We start from the raw sequence: 22,619 nt of genomic DNA, 5'->3' as shown, positions 1-22,619 counted from the left end.
CTTGTTAGTTATCGCGACGGAAGAACGCCAGGCGCTCTTCATCGATGGCAAGGCCCAGGCCCGGAGCGGTGGAGACATGCAGGTGGAAATCGCGGTACACCAACGGCTCGGCGAGGATGTCTTCGGTGAGCAGCAGCGGGCCGAACAGCTCGGTGTCCCACGCCAGTTTGTTCAAGGTGAGAAAGGCATGGGCCGAGGCCAGGGTGCCGATACCGCCTTCAAGCATGGTGCCGCCGTACAGGCCGATACCCGCCGCTTCGGCAATCGCTGCGGTGCGCAATACCGCACGCGGCCCGCCGTTTTTAGCGATCTTCAGGGCGAACACCGAGGCCGCGCCTTCGCGGGCCAGGTTGAAGGCATCTTCCACGCATTCGATGGATTCGTCGGCCATGATCGGCGCCGGGCTCGACAGGTTGAGCCGCACCATGCCGCCGCGGTTGTTGCGCGAGATCGGTTGTTCGATCAGGTCGATACCGTTGTCACCCAGCACCTTGCAGGCGCGCAGGGCCACGGCTTCGTCCCAGGCCTGGTTGACGTCGACCCGCACACTGGCGCGGTCGCCCAGGGCTTTTTTGATCGCGATGACGTGGGCCAGGTCCTGGCTGACTTCACCGGCGCCGATCTTCAATTTGAAAATGCGGTGGCGGCGCAGGTCGAGCATCTTCTCGGCCTCGGCGATGTCTTTTTCGGTGTTACCGCTGGCCAGGGTCCAGGCCACCGGCAAGGCGTCCCGCACGCGGCCGCCGAGCAGTTCGCTGACCGGCAGGCTCAGGCGTTTGCCGAGGGCGTCGAGCAAGGCGCTTTCGATACCCGACTTGGCAAAGGTGTTGCCCCGGATGCTGCGCTCCAGGCGCAACATGGCGGCATTGATGTTGCTCGCGTCCTGGCCGAGCAGCAGCGGCGCGAAGTGCCGGTCGATGTTGATCTTGATGCTGTCGGGGCTTTCATTGCCGTAGCTCAGGCCACCGATGGTGGTGGATTCACCAATGCCTTCGATACCGTCGGCGCAGCGCACGCGGATGATCACCAAGGTCTGGTTCTGCATCGTGTGCATCGCCAGTTTGTGCGGGCGGATGGTAGGGAGATCGACGATGATGGTCTCGATCGACTCGATGGCGCAAATCGGCATGGCAATACCCGTTGGGTTCTTTATAGATTTGGCCTGATTCTGTTCCGGATCTCTGCTGGCTTCCAATATAGAATGAGTCTCGAACAATACCCTTAAGGTATGAATGGAGTCTTTATGGAACTGCGCCATCTGCGTTACTTCCAGGTGCTGGGGGAAACCCTCAACTTCACCCGCGCCGCCGAACGCCTGCACATTGCCCAGCCGCCGTTGAGCCGGCAGATCCAGCAATTGGAGGACGAACTGGGTGTGGTGCTGCTGGAGCGCGGGCGCCCGTTGCGCCTGACCGAAGCCGGGCGGTTTTTCTATGAGCACGCCAATGTGCTGCTGGAGCAACTGGGCAAGGTGTGTGACAACACCCGGCGCATCGGCCTTGGGCAGAAAACCTGGCTGGGCATCGGTTTTGCGCCGTCGACGCTGTACGGCGTGCTGCCGGAGTTGATTCGCCGGCTGCGCAGCCACGATGGCCTGGAGCTGGAGTTGGGCCTGTCGGAGATGACCACGCTGCAACAGGTTGAAGCTCTCAAGGCCGGGCGGATTGACGTGGGCTTCGGGCGGATTCGCATCGACGACCCGGCCATTGTGCAGCGGGTGTTGGTGGAGGACCGGTTGGTGGCGGTGTTGCCCGCCGGGCATCCCCTGCTGGGCGCCCCGGCCACCCTGGCGCAATTGGCCGCTGAACCCTTCGTGCTGTATCCCGGCAACCCGCGGCCGAGCTACGCCGACCATGTGATCGCGCTGTTCGATGCCCATGGCTTGAGCCTGAAGGTTTCGCAGTGGACCAACGAATTGCAGACCGCCATTGGTCTGGTCGGCGCAGGCATGGGCGTGACCCTGGTACCCGCCTCGGTGCAGGTGCTGCACCGCGCAGACATTGGCTATACGCCGGTGGTGGAGGCCACCGCCACGTCGCCGATCATTCTCAGCCGACGGATCAATGACCAGTCGCCGGGGCTCAGTCATTGCCTGCAACTGGTGGAAGAGTTGATTTAAAAGAACACCACACATCCAATGTGGGAGCGGGCTTGCTCGCGAATGCGCAGTGTCAGTCACCGAATGAGTTGGCTGATGCACCGCATTCGCGAGCAAGCCCGCTCCCACAGTTGATCCCCTTTGTTTTTGAGTAAGTGCTCATCCACGCATGCGCCTGGCGTCGTTGCGTTGCAGGGTCTGGCTGGGGGATTCGTCGAACAGCTTGCGGTATTCGGCCGAGAATCGCCCCAGATGAGTAAAGCCCCAGCCCAGGGCGATTTCGGAGATGGTGCGCGTGGAGCCATGTTCGAGGATTTGCTGGCGCACGGCACCCAGGCGGTACTTCTTCAGATAGGCCATGGGCGACAGGGCGAAGTATTTGCGGAAGGCATCGAACAGCTTGAAGCGCGACACGCCCGCCGCCGCCTCCAGATCCTCCAGGTGCACCGCTTCCCGAGCGTTGTCGTGGATGTACTGTCGGGCACGAATCAAATAGTGCGGCAGCTTCACCCCCAGCACGTCCCGCAGCTCTTCGGAATAGTTGTTCGGCTGGGCCAGGATCAGGCCCTTGATCAGCGAGCTTTCCAGGTCCCGGGTAAACGCCACCTGGTCATACAGCTCGCTGCTGCGCTCCAGTTCGGCGATGAAATACCGCGCCATGCGCCACCACGACGCGGAAGCGCCGTCCACCGCGTCCATCGCCGATTCGAAGCGCAGCGGCGCTTCAATCGGCCGCTGCAGCAGGCCCTCCAGGGATTCGCTCATCGCCGCGCGGGTGATCACCACCTGCAACTTGCGGCAGTCGCCGGAGATCTCCAGCACCTGATGTTCGTTGGGCGAGATGATCACGCCCTGGTCACGGTTGGAGCTGAGCCGCACGCCGTTCTTGCTCAGTTCCTGCTCGCCCACCAGCGGCAGGGTCAGGCTGTAGCTGCTGAAGTGCTCGGCGTCTTCGATGTCGATGGTGACGTCGGTGCCGTATTCGATAATCCCCAGCGTCGTGGCGCGGGACTTGAACACATTGGCGCTGTGGTGAAAGCGGATGCGCTCCGGCGTCGCGGTTTGCAGGCGGTGCGGCCCGCAAATGCCGGACATCCAGCTGCAGGCGCCTTCAAGGTCGAAGCGCTCGATACGTATATCGCGTGTATTGCTACTCATCACGGGGCACCCACGGCAATTGTGGCCGGCGCGCTCTGACGGCGCGTCCTGGTAGATCGACAGCAAGTTTTGCGCCACGCCAGCGGGATCGCCACTGGGTGGATAGCAACCGTCGACTAAGTGGATAACAAGCAGACTTTTCCGACAATCGCCTTGCAAGACAGTAGCGCATTCCGCCACCGCCCTGCACCGCCGTGGGTATTTCGTGCCCAACTAAGTGGCCCACCTTCCCCCATTAACCGGATAGCCCGGTGCCCCGCCGCAGCCTCTTAATGGCTTACCCGTCTAGCCATTATCAAAAAAGGTGCCTCCCATGAGTGGTGCAAGAAGCGTCGAGCAGTGGAAAAGCTTTATCGAAGGCTGCCTGGACTTCCGTCCGGTGGATGAGGTGTTCCGCATCGCCCGGGACATGTTCACCGAGCCGGAGTTGTTCGAGCTGGAAATGGAGCTGATCTTCGAAAAAAACTGGATCTATGCCTGTCACGAGAGCGAACTGGCCAACAAGCACGACTTCGTGACGATGCGCGCCGGGCGCCAGCCGATGATCATCACCCGCGACGGCGAAGGCCAGCTCAACGCGCTGATCAACGCCTGCCAGCACCGGGGCACCACCCTGACCCGGGTTGGCAAGGGCAACCAGTCCACGTTTACCTGCCCGTTCCATGCCTGGTGCTACAAGAGCGATGGCCGGCTGGTGAAGGTCAAGGCGCCGGGGGAATACCCGGAAGGCTTCGACAAGGCCACTCGCGGCCTGAAAAAAGCGCGGATCGAGAGCTACAAGGGTTTCGTCTTCATCAGCCTCGACGTGAACGGCACCAACAGCCTGGAAGATTTCCTCGGCGACGCCAAAGTGTTCTTCGACATGATGGTCGCCCAATCGGCCACCGGTGAGCTGGAAGTGCTGCCGGGCAAGTCCGCCTACACCTACGACGGTAACTGGAAACTGCAAAACGAGAACGGCCTGGACGGTTATCACGTCAGCACCGTGCACTACAACTACGTGGCCACGGTGCAGCATCGCCAGCAGGTCAATACGGAAAACGGCACCGGCTCGGGCACGACACTGGACTACAGCAAGCTCGGCGCCGGCGACGCGAACACCGATGACGGCTGGTTCGCCTTCAACAATGGCCACAGCCTGTTGTTCAGCGACATGCCCAACCCCACCGTGCGTTCGGGCTACGCCACCATCATGCCGCGCCTGATCGAAGAACACGGCCAGCAAAAAGCAGAATGGATGATGCACCGCCTGCGCAACCTGAACATCTACCCGAGCCTGTTCTTCCTCGACCAGATCAGTTCGCAGCTGCGGATCATCCGGCCCATCGCGTGGAACAAGACCGAAATCATCAGCCAGTGCCTGGGGGTGAAGAACGAGTCTGACGCCGACCGAGAAAACCGCATTCGCCAGTTCGAGGATTTCTTCAACGTCTCGGGCATGGGCACGCCGGATGACCTGGTGGAGTTCCGCGAAGCCCAGCGCGGCTTCCAGGGCCGCCTGGAACGCTGGAGCGATATCTCCCGCGGCAGCCATCGCTGGGAAACCGGGCCGACACCCAATAGCGAATCCATCGGTATCCAGCCGGCGATGACCGGCACCGAATTCACCCACGAAGGGCTGTACGTCAACCAGCACCGCAACTGGCAGAAATTCCTGCTGGACGGACTCGACCAGCAAGCCCTGAAACTGCGGGAGGTGGAATGATGAATGCGCAATTGCAGTACCGGATCGAGCAGTTTTTTTATCGTAAATCCGAGCTGTGCGATGCCCAGGACTGGGACGCCTACGTGCAGCTGTTCGACCCGCAGAGTGAATTCCACCTGCCGCAGTGGGATTCGGAACATGTCTACACCCGCGACCCGAAGCGCGAAATGTCGTTGATCTACTACACCAACCGCTCGGGGCTGGAGGATCGGGTGTTTCGCCTGCGCACGGGCAAGGCCGCGTCGGCCACGCCGATGCCGAGGACGCTGCATTTGATCAACAACGTGCGGATTGCCGAGCAACCGGACGGGCTGCTGGAGGTGAAGTTGAACTGGCATACGTTGTTCTATCGGCTGGCGACGTCGGAGCAGTTCTACGGCAGCGCCACTTACAGCCTCAAGCCCGATGGCGACAGTTGGTTGATCACCCGCAAGCATGCGCTGCTGCTCAACGACACCATCAACTCGGTGCTGGATTTCTATCACCTGTGACCTGATGCATTACACCTGTGGCGAGGAAGCTTGCTCCCGCTGGACCGGGTTGGCGCTCCAGTGCGTAGCGCTCCCGGCTTTTTGGGGCTGCTGCGCAGCCCAGCGGGAGCAAGCTCCCTCGCCACAGGTAAATCGCAGGCATAGAAAATCAAACTCGCGGAGTTCTGCGAATGAATCACAAAGTGGCCTTCAGTTTTGCCGACGGCAAGACCCTGTTTTTCCCGGTGGGCGCCAATGAGATCCTGTTGGATGCAGCCTTGCGCAATGGCATCAAGATCCCGCTCGACTGCCGCGAAGGCGTATGCGGCACCTGCCAGGGCCGCTGCGAGTCCGGCGATTTCACCCAGGACTACGTAGACGAGGAAGCCCTCTCCAGCCTCGATCTGCAACAACGCAAAATGCTCAGCTGCCAGACCCGGGTCCAATCCGATGCGGCGTTCTACTTCGATTTTGATTCCAGCCTGTGCAACGCGCCGGGGCCAGTACAAATCCGCAGTACGGTGAGCCAAGTGCAACAGGTCTCGGCCAGCACCGCGATCCTGCACCTGCAGCTTGAACGCCCATTGGACTTTTTGCCGGGCCAATATGCCCGCCTGTCGATTCCCGGCACCGACAGTTGGCGCTCCTACTCTTTCGCCAACCGCCCGGGCAATCAGTTGCAGTTCCTGATCCGCCTGCTGCCCGATGGCGTGATGAGCAACTACATCCGCGAACGCTGCCAGGTCGGTGATGAGTTGCTGCTGGAAGCGCCATTGGGTGCCTTCTACCTTCGGCATGTCACCCGACCGCTGGTGTTGGTGGCCGGTGGCACTGGTTTATCGGCGCTGCTGGGCATGCTCGATGACCTGGCCGCCAGCGGCTGCCAACAGCCGGTGCACCTGTATTACGGCGTGCGGGGTGCGGCCGATTTATGCGAGGCAACACGCATAAAAGCCTACGCCGATACGATCCCGGGGTTTCGCTACACCGAGGTACTCAGCGACCCACCTTCGGACTGGGCCGGCAAACGCGGCTACCTCACCGAGCATTTCGACCTGGCCGAATTGCGGGATCAATCGGCAGATATGTACGTCTGCGGCCCCCCTCCGATGGTCGAATCCATCAAACAATGGCTGCTGGATCAGGCACTTGATGGCGTTCAGCTGTATTACGAAAAGTTTACCGAGAGTAATATCTGACCCCTCAGCGGTTTGAGGGGCTGGTTCGGTGTGCGATCAACCCTGAAAAAAACAAGTAGAAGGGAATGTTAATGGCGGATGACATGGTTAACCCGGTGGGCCTCAAGCGTGGCCTGAAGAACCGGCATATTCAGCTGATTGCCTTGGGAGGGGCGATCGGGACCGGGCTGTTCCTCGGCTCGGCGGGCGTGCTCAAATCGGCGGGGCCGTCGATGATCCTGGGCTATGCGGTAGCCGGGTTCATCGCGTTCCTGATCATGCGCCAGCTGGGCGAAATGATCGTCGAGGAACCGGTGGCCGGCTCCTTCAGCCACTTCGCCCACAAGTACTGGGGCGGTTACGCAGGCTTCCTCGCCGGCTGGAACTACTGGGTACTCTACGTGCTGGTGGGCATGGCCGAGCTGACAGCGGTGGGCAAGTACATCCAGTTCTGGTGGCCGGAAATTCCGACCTGGGTCAGTGCGGTGGTGTTCTTTGTGCTGGTCAACCTGATCAACACCCTCAACGTGAAGTTCTTCGGTGAGACCGAGTTCTGGTTCGCGATCATCAAGGTGGTGGCGATTGTCGGCATGATCGTGCTCGGCTGCTACCTGCTGTTCAGCGGCACCGGCGGCCCGCAGGCCTCGGTGAGTAACCTGTGGAGCCACGGCGGGTTCTTCCCGAATGGCGGCATGGGGCTGTTGATGTCCATGGCGTTCATCATGTTCTCGTTCGGCGGCCTGGAGCTGGTGGGTATTACCGCCGCCGAAGCCAGCGAACCCCGCAAGGTGATCCCGAAGGCGATCAACCAGGTGGTGTACCGGATCCTGATTTTCTACGTTGGCGCCCTTACCGTGCTGCTGTCGTTGTACCCATGGGACCAACTGCTGCAAACCCTCGGCGCGTCGGGCGATGCCTACAGCGGCAGTCCGTTCGTGCAGATCTTTTCCTTGATCGGTAACGACACCGCCGCCCACATCCTCAACTTCGTGGTCCTGACCGCGGCACTGTCGGTGTACAACAGCGGCGTGTACTGCAACAGCCGCATGCTGTTCGGCCTGGCCGAGCAAGGCGACGCGCCGAAAGCGCTGATGAAGCTGAACAAGCAAGGCGTGCCGCTGCGTGCCCTGGGCATCTCGGCCCTGGTGACGCTGCTGTGTGTGGTGATCAACTACGTGGCGCCGCATGACGCACTGGAGCTGTTGTTTGCGCTGGTGGTTGCCTCGCTGATGATCAACTGGGCGCTGATCAGCCTGACCCACATCAAGTTCCGCAAGGCCATGGGCGAGCAAGGCGTGGTGCCGTCGTTCAAGACCTTCTGGTTCCCGTTCAGCAACTACCTGTGCCTGGCGTTCATGCTGATGATCATCTGCGTGATGCTGGCGATTCCGGGTGTACGGGCGTCGGTGTATGCGATTCCGGTCTGGGTCGGGATCATCTATGTGGCGTACCGGTTGCGGTTGAACAACGCGAAGGCAGTAACAGCGCAATAACCCATGTGGGAGCGGGCTTGTGTGGGAGCGGGCTTGCTCGCGAAGGCGTCGTGTCAGTCACCTGATGTATTGACTGACCCACCGCTTTCGCGAGCAAGCCCGCTCCCACATTTTGATCGTATTCCAAATGAAAAGCCCCGGTACTGATGAGTACCGGGGCTTTTTGTTGGGCCTTGATTACAGCGTGGAACGCACTCGCCACAGCTCGGGGAACAATACGGTGTCGAGCATCTTGCGCAGGTAACCCACGCCTTCGGTGCCGCCCGTACCAGGCTGGAAGCCGATGATCCGCTCCACCGTGGTGACATGGCGGAAGCGCCATTGGCGGAACGAATCCTCCAGGTCGATAAACTTTTCGGCCAACTGGTACAGGTCCCAATACCGGCTCGGATCGCGATAAACCTCGCGCCACGCCGCCTCCACGGAATCATCGTGAACCGTTGGCGCCGTCGGGTCGCGTTCGGCGCGCTTGGGGTCGATCGCCAGCCCGGCCTTGGTCATCAGGTTGATCGCCTCGTCATACAGCGACGGCGTGGCAATCGCCACCTGCAGCTCCTTCAACAACTCCGGCCGGTGGGCATGAGGCCGCAACAGCGCCGCGCTTTTATTGCCGAGGATGAATTCGATTTCCCGGTACTGGAACGACTGGAAACCCGACGACTGCCCCAGGTACGGGCGGATCGACTTGTACTCCGACGGCGTCATGGTCGCCAGTACCGCCCAGGCGTGCACCAGTTGGTCAAAGATCCGCGACACCCGCGCCAGCATCTTGAACGCCGGCGGCAGCTCACCCAGGCGCACGTGTTCGCGGGCGGCCTTGAGTTCGTGGAGCATCAACTTCATCCACAGCTCCGAGGTCTGGTGCTGGATGATGAACAGCATCTCGTTGTGGTCCGGCGACAGCGGGTGCTGGGCGCTGAGCACTTTGCCCAGGTCCAGGTAGTCGCCGTAGCTCATGGACTCGGAAAAATTCAGCTCGGCGTTATGCCATTCTTCCGGCGGCTGGTAGTCAGGGGAGAAAGGACACTGGCTCATCGCGTGGGCTCCTTGAGCGGGCGGAGAATGGCTCGTACCGGGCTGGCATCGAGGTTGGCAAAACGCAGCGGCAGCGCGATCAACTCGTAATCGCCCTCCGGCACGTCGTCGAGGACGATGCCTTCGAGAATCGCCATGCCATGCCGGGCGACGGCGTTGTGGGAGTCCATGGTCTTGGACTGCTGCGGGTCCAGGGACGGTGTGTCGATACCGATCAGGCGCACACCGAGGCTGAACAGCAACTCGACCGTTTGCGGGGCGACGGCGGTGAAATTCGAATCCCAGGCATCCAGCGGCGCCTGTTGATAAGTGCGCAACAGTACGCGCTCCGGCAGGTTTTCCAGGCGGCCTTCCAACTGATGCGGCTGCACCAGCGCGCCGCTACCCAGGCAATGCAGCACCCGGCACGGGCCCATGTACACATCCAGAGACACTTCGCCAATCGGCGCGCCGTCCGCGCTGTAGTGCAACGGCGCGTCCACATGGGCGCCGGTGTGGGGCGACAGGGTGATGCGTCCGACATTCACCGGGCACTCGGGGCCGAACTGCCAGACCCGCTCTTCCTGAAACGGCGTATCACCCGGCCAGGTCGGGGTCGCGGTGCTCAAGGGCGGGCTGATGTCCCACCACGTTTTTATTGGATTCATTTCAAGGCTCTCGGTCGTTACTGGGGTGAATGATACGAGGGCCGGCTGTAAATATTCTTGCGAATTCCAGCGCAAAGCGGGAAATCTTTCGCACTTACTGCGAGGAAATGGCTGATTGGCGCACAGATATTTCGTACTGACTCAATCCTTCAAACAACAAATATTCCCTGTGGGAGCCGGGCTTGCCCGCGATGAGGTCGGCACAGCTTGCCCTTCCATCGCCTGACACTCCGCCATCGCGGGCAAGCCCGACTCCCACAGGGGTTGGCGGTGACTCACGGATGTGCAAATGGCTGCGCTTCTGGGCATCCCGATGTCGAGTCCAGACCACTGGCGGGCCGCCCAAGGCGATAGGGTTCGGACTTCCCTTCCACTGCCTCGGAATCATCATGTCCAAGCCAATCACCGTACTGCGCGACACCCATCCACTGCCGGTGCTGGACGCCTGCAAATGGGAAAAACTCGAAGGCGACCCGCACACCGTCAACCTCAACGCCTACACCAGCGAGGACGGCAGCAAGATCATGGGCACCTGGATCTGCACCCCGGGCAAATGGCGGGTGGAGTATGTGAAGTGGGAATACTGTCACTTCCAGGAAGGCTACTGCGTGATCACCCCGGACGGCCTGGAGCCGATCCATTTGCGGGCTGGGGATATCTTTGTGGTGGAGCCGGGGATGAAGGGGACGTGGGAAGTGGTCGAGACGGTGCGTAAGTATTTTGTGTTTGCCTGATCCCACCTCCTGGAAAGGGGTCGCCCTGGCCCCTTTTACCTCAACGACGACCGTCGCGCCCTTCTGATAAAAGCAGCACCTCCCTGCCCCTCTTCCAACAACAATCGCTGTTATTCGTGACAACAACCCTTGATATTCGAAAACAATCAATTAGTATTTTGTGACAGAATATTGTGAGCACCAAGTTCTTGAAAAAATCTCATGACGTAATGCGCAAAATACATAATCAAACTCACCAAACAGTACAACCACTACTTTAGTTATAGATAAGATTGACTTTTGACACCCCCTACACTTTGAGATAGCTTTCTTGCAACCGGTCTATACTCGAATCTCATAGCATTATAACCCGATGATAATAAGAGGTACGGAGAAGGTGCAGAACTTCACATAATCGCAACCTTCACTGCACATTGATGGAAAACGCGCAGCGATTTGAATTAGACTCCAATGAATCAGTTGATTACCCCATTGGTTTGTTCTAAGGACTCCACACGTCTTCCAGCACTTACTGCACGCGGCAGTCGAGACCGCGCTTTTGTAAAAGGATCAAGAAAATGCCTGAAAAAACAACACGTCTGACCATTCTCATCGACTTCCCGACCAAGCAGCGTCTGGAGTCGCTGTCCGAGGAAGTTGACCTTACTATTTCTCAGGTTATTCGCAAGCTGATTCGTGACCATCTCCAGCAATACGAGAGCCAAGTCCCGCCCTCCGTGCTGGAGCCGGAGAAAGAGGATTCATCGCTCTGCTCTTGATATATAAGCCTGGTTAATTTGCCTTTATAAAACTGTGCGGCATAACTTTCTGCTTATTTATCAGCTGGCGCGCAGTTTAATCATGAACACTGCGCGCCACCCCTCTCCAAGTTAAAAACTGGTGATGAACTATGCCTGTGAAACAGCAATGGCTTGCTTGTTATGCTCATCTAAGCAAAGAAATGAATGGGCCTGCTGTATCATCAGACGCCGCGCAGCCCTGTACCTTGTTTTTCTCCATGAGCGACAGCACCCAGCGCGCGCATGTTTTTCATATCACGGCAGATAACTTCGAAGCTGCCTGGCAAACCGGTATGCAGCGCTTGCAGGGTGCCTATGAACGAGACCGCGCGCAGTCAGGCAACATCGTCGAACGTTCATGGATACGCGTCGAATGCGCGATCAACGTAACCGCCATCACCTGGGCCGAACTCAATGCGCGCTTCAAGCGCCACAAGCGTAATTACTTCCGGCGCGGCATCGCCTTCGATGCGGCGCTGCACATCGCGATCACCGAACAGGAACTGAACGCCAACGCGATCCTGTATGGCGGCAACGCTATCAATCACGCGACCTTCAATGCCGGCAATTTTTCGGTGTACGCCAGGCGCCGTTTTACCGGGCTCAATACAGCCGACCTGATCGCCACACTTGAACCCGAGACCCCCGTGTTCCTGTTCGACACCAAGGGCGTTTTTTGTGCCGAAGACGGCGTGCCCCACCCGCTGAACCCTGGCCCGACAGAAACCGGCTGGCGCACCCTCGCAGCGCTGGAGCCCGGCATGGTAAAGGCGAGCATCATCAGCGCCGCAAGCTACCTGAGCACTCAGGTGCAGGGCAGCGGCCAGTTCGTCTACGGCTACTTCCCGTGCTTTGACCGGGCGATAAAAAACTACAACACCCTGCGCCACGCCAGTACCACCTATTCGATGATCGAGGCCTGGGCACTGACCGGCGATGAGGCGCTTAAATCCGCCATCGACCGCTCGCTGGCCTACCTTACCCAGGAACTGATCAAGTCCTACGTGCTGCCCGACGGCAGTGTGGCGGCGTATCTGCTGGACACCGGTGACGAGATCAAACTGGGCGGCAATGCCGTGTGTTTGTTGGCGCTGGTCAAATACAGCGAAGTCACCGGCACCCGCCACTACCTACCCGTGCTGGAAGCCCTGGCCAATGGCATGGCCTGGATGCAGGACGCGACCACCGGCGCCTTCGTGCACGTCTTGCATGGCCGTGACCTTACCGTCAAAGAGGCGTTCCGGATCATCTACTACGACGGCGAGGCCGCGTTCGGGTTGATCCGCCTCTACGGCCTCACCGGCGATGAGCGCTGGTTAACCGTGGTGGAAAAAGCCTTCGACTACTTCATCGAAAAACAGCACTGGCGCGAGCACGATCACTGGCTCAGCTATTGCGTGAACGAACTGACCCGCTACCGACCTGACGAAAAGTATTTCCGCTTCGGCCTGAATAACGTCGCCGGTTATCTGGGGTTCGTGCAACAGCGCATCACCACCTTTCCGACGCTACTGGAATTGATGATGGCTGCGCAGCAGATGCTCGAACGCATCGCCCAGCAAGCGCAATTGCGCCACCTGCTCACCGAGATCGACCTGCACGCGTTTTACCGCGCCCTGCATCATCGTGCGCGCTATCTGTTCAACGGGTATTTCTGGCCGGAAACGGCGATGTATTTCGCCAATCCTGCGCGCATTGCCGGTTCGTTTTTTATACGTCACCACGCGTTCAGGGTGCGCATCGACGACGTGGAGCATTACCTCTCGGGGCTGATTGCCTACCACCGCTACCTGCTCGACGGCGCGCCGCAAGTGAGCCTGGCCCAGGACGCAGCGCCCCTCGGCTGGGTCTGGGACGCCAACACCCTGGCTCGGGTGACACACGGCACCTGGGCCAAACAGCCACCACCCGGTTGGTACACGTCGGGTTTGACGCCGTCCATGCAGTTTTTCAAACCCCAGCGCATGCTCAATCGGCACCCCAGCAAGGTGGGACCGAACGAAGTGCAGTCGGCGCTGCGCTGGGCCCAGGCCATTCCTGAGCGACGCCCCTCGGCGTTCTTGTGTGTAGACCCGACGCCCTACCTGGACAGCGGCCTGCCGGTGTTACAGGTCGCCGATACCAGCGAGGCCATGCTGCAAATGGGTCGATACGCCAGGCAGCGATTCACTGGCCAGGTATTCGGCGTCACCGGCAGCTTCGGTAAAACCACCGTGGTCGCCATGCTCGGCCACGCCCTGAAACACTGGGGCGAAGTGGGCCACACCGAGGCCAACGCCAACCTGCCCCATGGGATCGCCTGGAACCTGGCGAGCATGCCCCGGCCGGCCAAATTCTGGGTATTGGAAATGGCCGTGGGCCGCATGCCGATTAACTCGGAGCTGGTGCGCCCACACATTGCTATCGTGACCGGGCTGGCTCCGGCGCACCTGGAATACCATGGCACCCTGGAAAACCTGGCGCGTAAAAAGAGCGCGATCTTCCGCTCGATGGCACCGGGTGGGCACGCGGTGCTGTGCCGCGATATGCCGCACTACGAGGTGTTCGCCCAGGCCGCCGAAGTCGCGCGCTTGCACGTGACCAGCTATGGCGAACACGCTGATGCCGATGTGCGCCTGCTCGACGTGTGCAGCGAGGCCGACCGGGTCTACGTCACCGCGCAACGTGACACGCAACGGCTGGATTTCAGCCTGAGTGCTCGCGGCCGACACATGGTGCTCAACGCACTGGGGGTGCTGGCGTCGCTGTTCGCCGCCGGGCTTGACGCCGACCAGGCACTGGAAGTGCTGACCGGCTTCCAACCGGTGGAAGGTCGCGGCAATATCCGCTCGATCAAATGCACCGACGGGCATTTCCAGCTGATCAACGATGCGTACAACGCCAACCCGGGCTCGATGGCTGCGGCCTTGCGCTCGATGGCCGACCTGCCCGTGGCCTCGCGGCACCGGGTAGTAGTGTTGGGCGACATGCTGGAGCTGGGCCCCGACGCCCAGCGCTACCACCTGGAACTGGCTGACTCGCTGCGCGCGGCGGCGCCCCGGCATTTGGTGCTGTGCGGGCCGCTGATGCATGAGGTGTACCGGGTGCTGCGCAGTGAGCTGTCAGTGCAGTGGTTCGAGGATGCCACGGCATTAGGCCAGGCGTTGGCGCGCCACCCCGGCCAGTGGTTCCAGGCGGGGGATTGGGTACTGGTGAAAAGCTCCGGTGGTACCGGGTTGTCGCAGATCTGTGATTGGCTGAACACGACCGAACAGGCGGTGCCGGCGGGTTAGCCCGCGCAGCCCGCTGCTGTCCTCAGGCCAATGTCATTGCGCAGTTGGTGAAACATCGCAGGCACACCCTGCGCCTTGACCAACTGCGCCTGATGCCCGGCGCGAATCAACGCCCGGTAAAAACGCTCCTGCAACACAAATGGGGTTACCTGGTCGTCCACACTGCCAATCACGAACAACTGCCGCGCAGGCGCAACGGCAATGCCGGCCAGGTGCTCCAGGGGATCGTAGGGGTGCAATAAACCATTGGTGTCGCGGCCCGGACGCGAAGGCAGGCCTTTGCTTTGACGCAACATCTGCGCGCGCTGCACCAGGGCAAACGCGCCGGAAGTCATCACTGCACACTTCACATCGGTACGCCCCAAGGTCAACAACGCCGCGGCCACCGTGGCGCCGCCGCTGTGCCCCAGCAACACAAACTGCCCGATGCCGTAACGCTTGCGCAGCTCGTTGAGCGCAGCGTCCAGCACAATGAATTCCCGCGCCTGGCGCCGCTGCCCATGGTTGCCGCTGGAACCGTAGGTGCCAGGTCGCGCCACAATCACCACCGGTACGCCCGCACGCCGGCTCAGGGCCTTGGCCTGCCTGGCCTTGGCGGCCAGAGTATTGCCACGGATCGACTCGGGCGAGCGGTGCATTTCCACGTTGCGGTCGCCATGAAACATCACGATCACCACGGGCGCACGGCTCAGCACCGCCCCGGAAAAATAGCGAATGCACTCATCGCCCCCGGCCAACTCGACCCAGAGTGAAGAGTCGACCTGGTTGCAGGTCGACTGGTCGGCCGGGGTGTTCCAAAGCAACGGTGTCGAACCCTCACTCAGGGCCCACGCGCCCGGCACGCCGGCCCACAACAGCATCCACCACAACGCAAACCTGGCCACAGCCACCTCGCCTAACGCTCGCGCAAGGCCTCCCGCGCACGGTTCATGGGCTTGATCAAATAGTCGAGCACGGTTTTCTGGCCGGTCTTGATATCCACCGAGGCAATCATCCCAGGCACAATCGAAAACGACTTGCCGGCCTTGTTTTTCAAGGTGTCAGCGTCGGTGCGGATGAACACTCGGTAGTAAAAGACTTCTGGCTTGACCTCGTCCTGGATAGTGTCCGGAGAAATGGTCACGACCTTGCCGTCCATGCCGCCATAAATGGCGTAGTCGTAGGCGGTGATCTTGACCTTGGCCACCTGGTCGGGATGGATAAAGGCGATATCTCGCGGGGAGATACGCGCCTCGATCAACAACTGCTCATCCAGGGGCACAATCTGCATCAGGCGCCCGTTGGGCGGGATAACCCCGCCGATGGTGGTGACCTCGATCCCCTTGACGATACCGCGCACCGGCGAGCGCAGGGTCAGGCGGGTCACCGAGTCGGAGCGCCCGCGCATGACTGACGACAGCGTCTCGACGTCGGCATTGACCTTCGCCAGGTCCTCACCGGCCCGCACCATATACTCGGAGCGGGCCTGGGTCAGTTTCAACTCCAGCTCGGCCTTTTGGCGCTTGAGGCGCAACACCTCAACGTTGCTGGCGGCGCCGACCTTGGCCAGGTTTTCGGTGATTTCCAGCTCGCTACGCACCAGCCCGAGCGACGAACGCACGCCGGCCAATGATTCTTCGAGGCCCTTGCGCCGAGTGTTGAACAGGTCGGTTTCGGCGCGCACCAGTGCGGGGTAACGCTCAAGTTCCGGGGGGAACAGTAACGGTTTGCCGTCTACCTCGGCCTGCAAACGCGCGACGCTGGCCAGCGATGCCCGGTACTTGGCGGCACTTTCATCAAAGTTGGATTCGGTCTTGGTCGGGTCAAGCCTGGCCAACGTCTGGCCATTTTTGACGATATCGCCCTCCCCCACATTCAACTCCGTGACGATGCCGCCTTCCAGCGACTGGATGATTTGCTCACGCGAGGTCGGGATGACTTTGCCGCTGCCCGTCGAGACTTCGTCCACTTCAAAAAAGTAGGCCCAGGCACCAAACGCAATCAGCATGACAAACACCCAGCCCACCACGCGCGTGGCGCGCACCACGGTGCGTTCATCCACGCCGTCGTGGGTATGCCGGGCGCCTTCGTCTTCGGTGGCGAGCAGGGGTATGGTTTTCGGCGCAGGGCTTTTCACTGGGTTTTCCCCTTCGGTTTGGACAGGCGCGCAATCGCGTTGGCTTTGCTGTCATCGACGATGATCTGGCCGTTGTCGACCACGATCACCCGATTCACCAGGCTCAATACACTCATGCGGTGCGTGGCGATAATCAGCGTGCGGTGGGCTGCCCAGCGGTCGAGGTTGTGGATCAACTGGCGCTCGGTCGATTCATCCAGGGACGCGGTGGGCTCGTCGAGCAACACGATATGCGGTTGGCGAATCATCAGCCGCGACAGCAGCAGCGACTGACGCTGCCCGCCCGACAGGCCCAGGCCACCTTCCAGGATCATGTGGTCCAGGCCGTCGGCGAACTTGCCGATGAAGTCGCCCGCACCGGTCAGCGCCAGGGCCTGGAGGATTTCCTGATCGCTGGCATGCGGCGCCCCCATGATCAGGTTGTCGCGCAGCGTGCCGTGAAACAGCCGCGAGTTTTGTGTCATCAGCCCCACGTCGCGGCGCACGTCGGCGGGGTCGATGTGGCTGAGGGCAACGCTATCCAGGCTGATGGTGCCGGCCTTGAGGTCGAGCATCCCGGCCAATGCCTGCAACAGCGTGGATTTACCCGCGCCGTTACGCCCCAGAATCGCGATGCGCTCGCCCGGCTGGATCTTCAGGTCGGCCACACGCAGCGCCGGCACGGGGGCATCGTCGGAATACTGGAATGTGGCCTGGCTCAGCGCGTATTGGCCTTTGATCACCGGCAGGTGCACGCGTTTGCTGCCCTCGGGATGGTCCACCGGCAATTCCATGATCCGGTTCAGGCCTTGCAGCGCAACCTTGGCCTGCTGCCAGCGCGTCAGCACCTGGGTGATCTGGGACATCGGCGCCATCATCCGCGACGCCAGGATCGACGCCGCGACAAGGCTACCGGTGGTCATGTCGCTGGCCATGACCATGGGCGCACCGAACACCACCACCACGGCAAACACCGAGCCCTGCACATTGTTGCTCCAGGCCACCAGTTTGTTGGTGAGCAGGCGCAGGCGCAGGCTGGCGTCGCCGCAGGTGGCGTTGTAGTGATTCCATTGTTGCTGGAAGCGCTGTTCGGCCTGCAACGCCTTGATGTCGTCCAGGCCTTGTATGGTCTCCACCAGCATGGCGCTGCGCAACGAGCTTTCACGCATCGACTCATTCGCCAGTGCCGCGAGTTTTTTCTGCGCCAACAGCCCGGGCACTATCAGGAACAGCACAGCCACCATTGGCACCGCCACCAGCGGGCCGGCGATCAACCAGTAGATCACCAGAAACAGCAGGAAGAACGGCAGATCGGCCAGCGCCGTGGCGGTGCTGGAGGTGATCAGCTCACGCAGTTGTTCCAGTTCCTTGAGCTGCGAAATGAACGAGCCGGTGGACTTCGGCCGGGCGCTGTTACGCAAGCGAATGGCATGCCCGAACACCAGGTCGGAAACGCGCAGATCCGCGCGTTTGCCGAGCATGTCGGTGATGCGCACACGGGTGATGCGCATGATGAAATCAAACACCAGCGCCAGCATCACCCCGCCAAACAGCACATACAGGGTGGGCATGGATTCGGCCGGGATCACCCGGTCGTACACCTGCATCGAAAACAGTACCCCGGCCAACCCCAGCACGCTGGTGACCAGCGACGCGAGCATCACATAGCCATAGGGCCGCAGGTCGCGCAGCACGATGTTTTTGAACCACGCCTTCTCGTAAGGCTTGATGTAGTCGTCGACACGCCGGTCACGCACTGCCGCCATGGGTCGCAGAATCACGCTCTTGCGCGCTTGCTCCAACAGGTCCTGGCGGGTGAGCCGGCTTTGCAGGCCGCCGTCGCCGCTGTAGGCGATGCCCAGGTTGTCGCCGTCGCCGAGGGTTTCGAGCACACCCACCTGGCCGTCGGCAAATTGCAGCACCACCGGTAATTGGCGCTGCATCAGCGTGGTTTCGCTGAAGTCGGCAATCACGCAGTTCAACCCCGCCTGGCGGGCCATCTGCCGTACCACCTCTTCCACCGAAGCGCCTTCGGTCCATTGTGCGGCGATGCGCACGCTTTGGGCGGAGCATTCCAGACGGTAATGCCGGGCCACGCTCAGGACGGCCTCCAGCCACACGTCATAATCCACTGCGGGCGCCGGGTTCAGCGGTGTTTGTACTGCGTTGGTTTCGTCCGCAAGCATCACAGCATCATTCATGGCCGAATCTCCACACCTTGCAGGGTGCTGTTGTCCAGGTGGAACGCCGTGCGCAGTGCGCCCGTGTTGTAGAGGCAATCGATTTTCAGGCGGCGCAGGTCAGCGGCGGTGTTTTCCCGGTCCATGCGTGCCTGGTGAATTTCCTGCTCGGCATTCAGCAGGTCGAGCAACGGCCGTGTGCCCAGTTCGAGGTACTGCTGGCGATACAGGTCGCGGGTTTCGGAGATGCTGCGCTCACGAAAATCCAGGGTGGATAGTCGCTGGCTGAGGCTTGAGATTTGATCCCGCGCCTCCAGCAACCCCTGGCGAACCGCAAGGCGCGCGGCGTCGTTGGCGGCATCGGCGGAACGCAGGGCCTGTTGCGCAGCGGATTTGCGGGCGGTGATTGCGCCGCCCTGGTACAGCGGCATTTTCACGTTGAGAAATACGCCATAACGGGTACGGTCGCGGCCGCCGGGGACGTTGCTGTCGTCGTTGTTGTCCAGGTAGTGCGTGATGGACGGGTCCAGCGACACGGTCGGCAACGCCTCGGCACGGGCTTGTGCAATCAGCGCCAGCGCATCGACACGCTGCGCCTGGGCGATCAGCAGGGTCGGCGTGACTGCCGCATCGGGTACCACGCCCACGCAGGATTGCTCCAGGCTTGCCGGAAAACCATTCGCCACGCTCACTGGCGCCTGCGACCCAAGCAGACTGCTCAACGTGCTGCGCCAGCGATTGAATTGCGCGGTGAATTGCAATTGCGTCGCCACCGAGGCCTCGACCCGCGAGCGGGCCTGGATCAGGTCCGAACGGGTGCTGGCGCCCATGTCGCTGCGCTTTTTGGCCAGCTCTGCAATCGCCGAAATGCCGTCGATTTGCTCGCGAGCCAGTTGCACCAGCAACTGCGAGCGCTGCAGTTCGATCACGGCGAACGAGGTATCGCGCGCCACCTGATCGATCGACAGCAACACCGACGCCTGGCTGGCACTGACCCGCGCCAGCGCACTGTCGACAGAACTTGAGACCTTGCCGAAGTCATAGAGCATCTGCGACGCCGACAACGAAAACGCACGGCTCTGGCCGTTGCCCCTCAGGCCGCTGTCGTAGCCGGAGTTGAAGCCACCGCTGACTTGCGGGTAATAACCGGAACGGGCGATGTTCACGTTCTCGTTTTGTTGGTACAGCTGGCCGATCGCCTCGGAAATTGCCGGGTGCCATTCCACCGCCAGTTGAATGGCGCGTGTCAGGTCAAGGTTGCTCGGTATGACGTGCTCGGGTGCCACCGGTGCGCTGACGCCCGTTGGCCCGCCGGGTAAATGTGTGCCCAGGTTGCTCGGGCTGATGATGTTGACGCGTTCTTCATCGTCGATATACGACGCTGCCATGACCGGCGCACGCTCGGGCGCGATCATTGCGACTGCCAGAATTACGGCAGACAGCTGCTTGGCCAAACTCTTTTGCCTCACTGCTAGTCACCTGACTGTTGTCAAACCTGATGAGTACAACAACGGACCGTGACTGACGTCACGGCCCACCGCTGCATTACCGTTGGTAGGGAAAACCGGGCCTTGCGGCCCGGCCGGCAGGGGTGGCGTTACACCACGCTGATGCCGCTCTGTACCCAGAGCTGATGGGTTTCATCTTCCGGACTGGTGTAGATCACGTACTCAAGACCGTTCTCTACCTGGGTCGCACCGGCGCTCCAGTCACCTGTCAGGTGCACGCTGTCCTGATCGTCGCCCTGGATCATCAAGCGATCCGACTCAGGCCCGGTGATGGACACCAGGTCTTCGAGGCTCAGGGTCAGGTCGACGGCGCTGACATCGTTCAGGTCGATGCTGTGCACCCCGCTGACTGTGCCAATCAGGTCGGTGAGGTTGATGGCTGCATCGCCGCCTTCCCACAACAACCCGTCTGCACCCGCGCCAGCATCGACATGGGTGAAGTCGGTGTCGTCGGCCACCACGGCATCGTGGTGATCGCCGTCAACGTTGGCGCCGTCATCCGCCGCCTGGTCCACCGCACTGTGGGCAGCGGCAATGCCGGCACCTTCAGTGGCTGGCGCACCCGGGTTGGCGTCGTCCCAGACCAGGTCGCGATCCGGCGAGTCGATGCGCACGTAGAGGTCGGCGGTGTCTTCCTGGCCGGTTGGCGTGGTGAGCTTGTAGGTGAATTTATCCACCTGGCCAATCTCGTCCAGCGTCAGCCCGGCATGCGGGGTGTAGACGTACTTACCATCGGCAAACACGGTCAATGTGCCGTGGTCACCGTTGATTTTCGTCCCCGTTTGCCCAGGAATCACATAGACCCCGTTGACCAGCACACTGAGTACCGTCAGCGGCGAACCGAGGACATCCGGCCCGGACAAGCTGTCGGACAGCAGGTTGCCAGTCGCATTGCTCATTGCACCGGTCACGAACTCCGTGAGGGAGGTGGTAGTGAGCTTCTGCGCAATGTGCAGCGCACTCAGCGACAGCACGGCACCGGTCGTCCCGGTCACGCGATAGGTCCCGGCATCCAACCCTTGGAACGTGTGGTTCGCCTGGGTAGTGGTCTGCTGCGTGACCCATTCGTTACCGATGAACTTCTGCAGATTGACGGTCGTGCCTGGCAACAACGCAATGCCGGTGACGGTGACGTTGATCGCAAGCTCTGCGGTCGTGCCCGTGGCAACATTGATCTCGGCACCCGTACCCGTACTGCTGCCGAGCAGTGCCAGGTTGTAGCTCAGGGTCGCCAGGTCGGCCTGGGTGACCAGGTTGACGATGTCGATCTGTGCCGAACCCAGGTCATCATTGGCAACCGTGTTGATCACGCCGGGCGCAGATGGATCGGTAGCGCTCCAGTCCACGTTGACACTCGGGCTGTCGATACGCACATACAAGGTTGCCGAGGCCGAAGCACCAGCACCATTGACCAGGTGATACTCGAAGGCATCCACCTTGCCGATGCTGGCGACATCGCCGTTCGGGGTGTACTTGTACTCGCCGTTGGCGAAGATGGTCAGCTGACCATATTGGCCCTGCAGCACCGTGCCGGTGGTGGCGTCGGCATCGACGAATTCGCCGTTGACCTCGACCTGCACCTTCACTGGCCCGCCGGTTCCCGGTTCATCCGGTTTACCGCCAATGCCCGGGTCGGTGATGACGTTGCCGGTGACATCCGGCCCTGCTTCCCCGGTGAAGTCGGTGAGGCTGTCATTGGTGACGCTCAACTTGGCCGTGGCCCCTGCACCAACGCTGACCAGGTTGGGGTCGAGCTTGAGGGTAAAGCGATACTGCCCGGCTTCCAGGCCTTCGATTTTGGCGCTGGAGCTTTGTCCGAACAGCCCCAACAGGTCGAGCAAGCCCGAACCGTTGCTGCCTTGCTGCACCGGCAACCATCCACCGGCACCGTCGCTCACTTCCAGCGTGGCAGTGAAGCCACCGCCCAACAGCGAGACCAGGTCGGCCTGGGCAAACTGCAGGTTCAGCGTTCCGCTGGAACCCTCGGCAACCGAGAACTCCTGCTGCTTGGTGTGATCGCCCAGAATGATGCCGCCGACACCCAACAGGGTGAACACGCGCATATCGGCCAGGCCGGTGTTGGATGTTACGGGTTTGATGGTTACTTCGCCGGTAGCGAGGTCGTCGAAGGCTTCGAGGTCGGCGTCGGCGTCGGCGTCCGCATCAGCGTCGGCATCGGCATCGGCATCGGCATCGGCATCGGCATCGGCGTCAGCATCGGCGTCAGCATCCGCATCCGCATCCGCGTCGGCATCGGCATCGGCATC

The 22,619-nt window shown here is 61.1% G+C and carries 17 protein-coding genes; 8 read left to right on the top strand and 9 right to left on the bottom strand.

The window, feature by feature from the left end:
* Window positions 1–4: 4 nt before the first annotated feature.
* Window positions 5–1,129, bottom strand: a complete 1,125-nt coding sequence (locus tag HX786_RS01555) for a muconate cycloisomerase family protein (RefSeq protein ID WP_178911645.1) — start codon at window positions 1,127–1,129, stop codon at window positions 5–7.
* 114 nt (window positions 1,130–1,243) lie between these two features.
* Here HX786_RS01555 and HX786_RS01550 point away from each other — a divergent pair, with 114 nt between their 5' ends.
* Window positions 1,244–2,119 (top strand): LysR family transcriptional regulator, encoded by an 876-nt coding sequence (locus tag HX786_RS01550; protein ID WP_003212314.1) that lies wholly within the window; start codon window positions 1,244–1,246, stop codon window positions 2,117–2,119.
* Between the two features lie 138 nt (window positions 2,120–2,257).
* Here HX786_RS01550 and HX786_RS01545 read toward each other — a convergent pair whose 3' ends face one another.
* Window positions 2,258–3,256, bottom strand: a complete 999-nt coding sequence (locus HX786_RS01545; RefSeq protein ID WP_008436676.1) for a helix-turn-helix domain-containing protein — start codon at window positions 3,254–3,256, stop codon at window positions 2,258–2,260.
* A 313-nt stretch (window positions 3,257–3,569) separates the two neighbouring features.
* On the opposite strand from HX786_RS01545, the gene antA reads away from it, so the two are divergent.
* The 4 genes from antA to HX786_RS01525 all read left to right on the top strand — a co-directional run bounded on the left by antA (window position 3,570) and on the right by HX786_RS01525 (window position 8,102).
* On the top strand, window positions 3,570–4,961 hold the full coding sequence (gene antA / locus HX786_RS01540; protein ID WP_003212318.1) for an anthranilate 1,2-dioxygenase large subunit: 1,392 nt from the start codon (window positions 3,570–3,572) through the stop codon (window positions 4,959–4,961).
* Window positions 4,961–5,452, top strand: coding sequence for an anthranilate 1,2-dioxygenase small subunit (gene antB / locus HX786_RS01535; RefSeq protein WP_178911644.1), 492 nt, complete (start codon window positions 4,961–4,963; stop codon window positions 5,450–5,452). The genes antA and antB overlap by 1 nt, the downstream gene beginning before the upstream one ends.
* 170 nt (window positions 5,453–5,622) lie before the next feature.
* Window positions 5,623–6,630, top strand: coding sequence for an anthranilate 1,2-dioxygenase electron transfer component AntC (gene antC / locus HX786_RS01530; RefSeq protein ID WP_178911643.1), 1,008 nt, complete (start codon window positions 5,623–5,625; stop codon window positions 6,628–6,630).
* A gap of 71 nt (window positions 6,631–6,701) precedes the next feature.
* On the top strand, window positions 6,702–8,102 hold the full coding sequence (locus HX786_RS01525; protein WP_003212324.1) for an amino acid permease: 1,401 nt from the start codon (window positions 6,702–6,704) through the stop codon (window positions 8,100–8,102).
* Between the two features lie 177 nt (window positions 8,103–8,279).
* On the opposite strand, the gene kynA is transcribed toward HX786_RS01525, so the two are convergent.
* A complete protein-coding gene (gene kynA / locus HX786_RS01520; protein WP_008436669.1) occupies window positions 8,280–9,137 on the bottom strand; it encodes a tryptophan 2,3-dioxygenase in 858 nt (285 codons plus the stop codon).
* On the bottom strand, window positions 9,134–9,784 hold the full coding sequence (gene kynB, locus HX786_RS01515; RefSeq protein ID WP_087693454.1) for an arylformamidase: 651 nt from the start codon (window positions 9,782–9,784) through the stop codon (window positions 9,134–9,136). Before kynB ends, kynA begins: the two co-directional genes overlap by 4 nt.
* A gap of 389 nt (window positions 9,785–10,173) precedes the next feature.
* Between kynB and HX786_RS01510 the strand changes: the two genes are divergently transcribed.
* From HX786_RS01510 to HX786_RS01500, 3 genes are all read left to right on the top strand, one after another.
* On the top strand, window positions 10,174–10,518 hold the full coding sequence (locus tag HX786_RS01510) for a cupin domain-containing protein (RefSeq protein ID WP_003212331.1): 345 nt from the start codon (window positions 10,174–10,176) through the stop codon (window positions 10,516–10,518).
* A gap of 557 nt (window positions 10,519–11,075) precedes the next feature.
* Window positions 11,076–11,276, top strand: coding sequence for a hypothetical protein (locus HX786_RS01505; protein ID WP_003212332.1), 201 nt, complete (start codon window positions 11,076–11,078; stop codon window positions 11,274–11,276).
* Between the two features lie 239 nt (window positions 11,277–11,515).
* Window positions 11,516–14,569 carry a UDP-N-acetylmuramoyl-tripeptide--D-alanyl-D-alanine ligase gene (locus HX786_RS01500; RefSeq protein WP_178911642.1) on the top strand — a complete coding sequence of 1,018 codons (3,054 nt, stop codon included), beginning with the start codon at window positions 11,516–11,518 and terminating at the stop codon, window positions 14,567–14,569.
* On the opposite strand, the gene HX786_RS01495 is transcribed toward HX786_RS01500, so the two are convergent.
* From HX786_RS01495 to HX786_RS01475, 5 genes are all read right to left on the bottom strand, one after another.
* Complete coding sequence (locus HX786_RS01495) at window positions 14,566–15,429, bottom strand: S9 family peptidase (RefSeq protein ID WP_178911651.1); 864 nt, start codon at window positions 15,427–15,429, stop codon at window positions 14,566–14,568. The genes HX786_RS01500 and HX786_RS01495 overlap by 4 nt on opposite strands.
* 35 nt (window positions 15,430–15,464) lie before the next feature.
* Window positions 15,465–16,655, bottom strand: a complete 1,191-nt coding sequence (locus HX786_RS01490; RefSeq protein WP_087693464.1) for an HlyD family efflux transporter periplasmic adaptor subunit — start codon at window positions 16,653–16,655, stop codon at window positions 15,465–15,467.
* A 26-nt stretch (window positions 16,656–16,681) separates the two neighbouring features.
* Complete coding sequence (locus HX786_RS01485; RefSeq protein ID WP_178911641.1) at window positions 16,682–18,865, bottom strand: type I secretion system permease/ATPase; 2,184 nt, start codon at window positions 18,863–18,865, stop codon at window positions 16,682–16,684.
* On the bottom strand, window positions 18,862–20,259 hold the full coding sequence (locus tag HX786_RS01480) for a TolC family outer membrane protein (protein ID WP_173883061.1): 1,398 nt from the start codon (window positions 20,257–20,259) through the stop codon (window positions 18,862–18,864). The genes HX786_RS01485 and HX786_RS01480 overlap by 4 nt, the downstream gene beginning before the upstream one ends.
* Window positions 20,260–20,441: 182 nt before the next feature.
* Window positions 20,442–22,619, bottom strand: a 2,178-nt coding sequence (locus HX786_RS01475; protein ID WP_256734773.1) for a BapA/Bap/LapF family large adhesin, incomplete at its 5' end; no start/stop codon positions are given.

This window comes from Pseudomonas sp. 21615526, assembly GCF_013386245.1.
Taxonomy (GTDB): domain Bacteria; phylum Pseudomonadota; class Gammaproteobacteria; order Pseudomonadales; family Pseudomonadaceae; genus Aquipseudomonas.
This window is presented reverse-complemented; position numbering and strand designations above follow the sequence as displayed.

Coding starts and splice junctions, on each gene's coding strand:
- HX786_RS01555 (WP_178911645.1), bottom strand. CDS start 1,129: ATGCCGATTTGCGCCATCGAGTCGATCGAGACCATCATCGTCGATCTC.
- HX786_RS01550 (WP_003212314.1), top strand. CDS start 1,244: ATGGAACTGCGCCATCTGCGTTACTTCCAGGTGCTGGGGGAAACCCTC.
- HX786_RS01545 (WP_008436676.1), bottom strand. CDS start 3,256: ATGAGTAGCAATACACGCGATATACGTATCGAGCGCTTCGACCTTGAA.
- antA (WP_003212318.1), top strand. CDS start 3,570: ATGAGTGGTGCAAGAAGCGTCGAGCAGTGGAAAAGCTTTATCGAAGGC.
- antB (WP_178911644.1), top strand. CDS start 4,961: ATGAATGCGCAATTGCAGTACCGGATCGAGCAGTTTTTTTATCGTAAA.
- antC (WP_178911643.1), top strand. CDS start 5,623: ATGAATCACAAAGTGGCCTTCAGTTTTGCCGACGGCAAGACCCTGTTT.
- HX786_RS01525 (WP_003212324.1), top strand. CDS start 6,702: ATGGCGGATGACATGGTTAACCCGGTGGGCCTCAAGCGTGGCCTGAAG.
- kynA (WP_008436669.1), bottom strand. CDS start 9,137: ATGAGCCAGTGTCCTTTCTCCCCTGACTACCAGCCGCCGGAAGAATGG.
- kynB (WP_087693454.1), bottom strand. CDS start 9,784: ATGAATCCAATAAAAACGTGGTGGGACATCAGCCCGCCCTTGAGCACC.
- HX786_RS01510 (WP_003212331.1), top strand. CDS start 10,174: ATGTCCAAGCCAATCACCGTACTGCGCGACACCCATCCACTGCCGGTG.
- HX786_RS01505 (WP_003212332.1), top strand. CDS start 11,076: ATGCCTGAAAAAACAACACGTCTGACCATTCTCATCGACTTCCCGACC.
- HX786_RS01500 (WP_178911642.1), top strand. CDS start 11,516: ATGAGCGACAGCACCCAGCGCGCGCATGTTTTTCATATCACGGCAGAT.
- HX786_RS01495 (WP_178911651.1), bottom strand. CDS start 15,429: ATGCTGTTGTGGGCCGGCGTGCCGGGCGCGTGGGCCCTGAGTGAGGGT.
- HX786_RS01485 (WP_178911641.1), bottom strand. CDS start 18,865: ATGAATGATGCTGTGATGCTTGCGGACGAAACCAACGCAGTACAAACA.
- HX786_RS01480 (WP_173883061.1), bottom strand. CDS start 20,259: ATGATCGCGCCCGAGCGTGCGCCGGTCATGGCAGCGTCGTATATCGAC.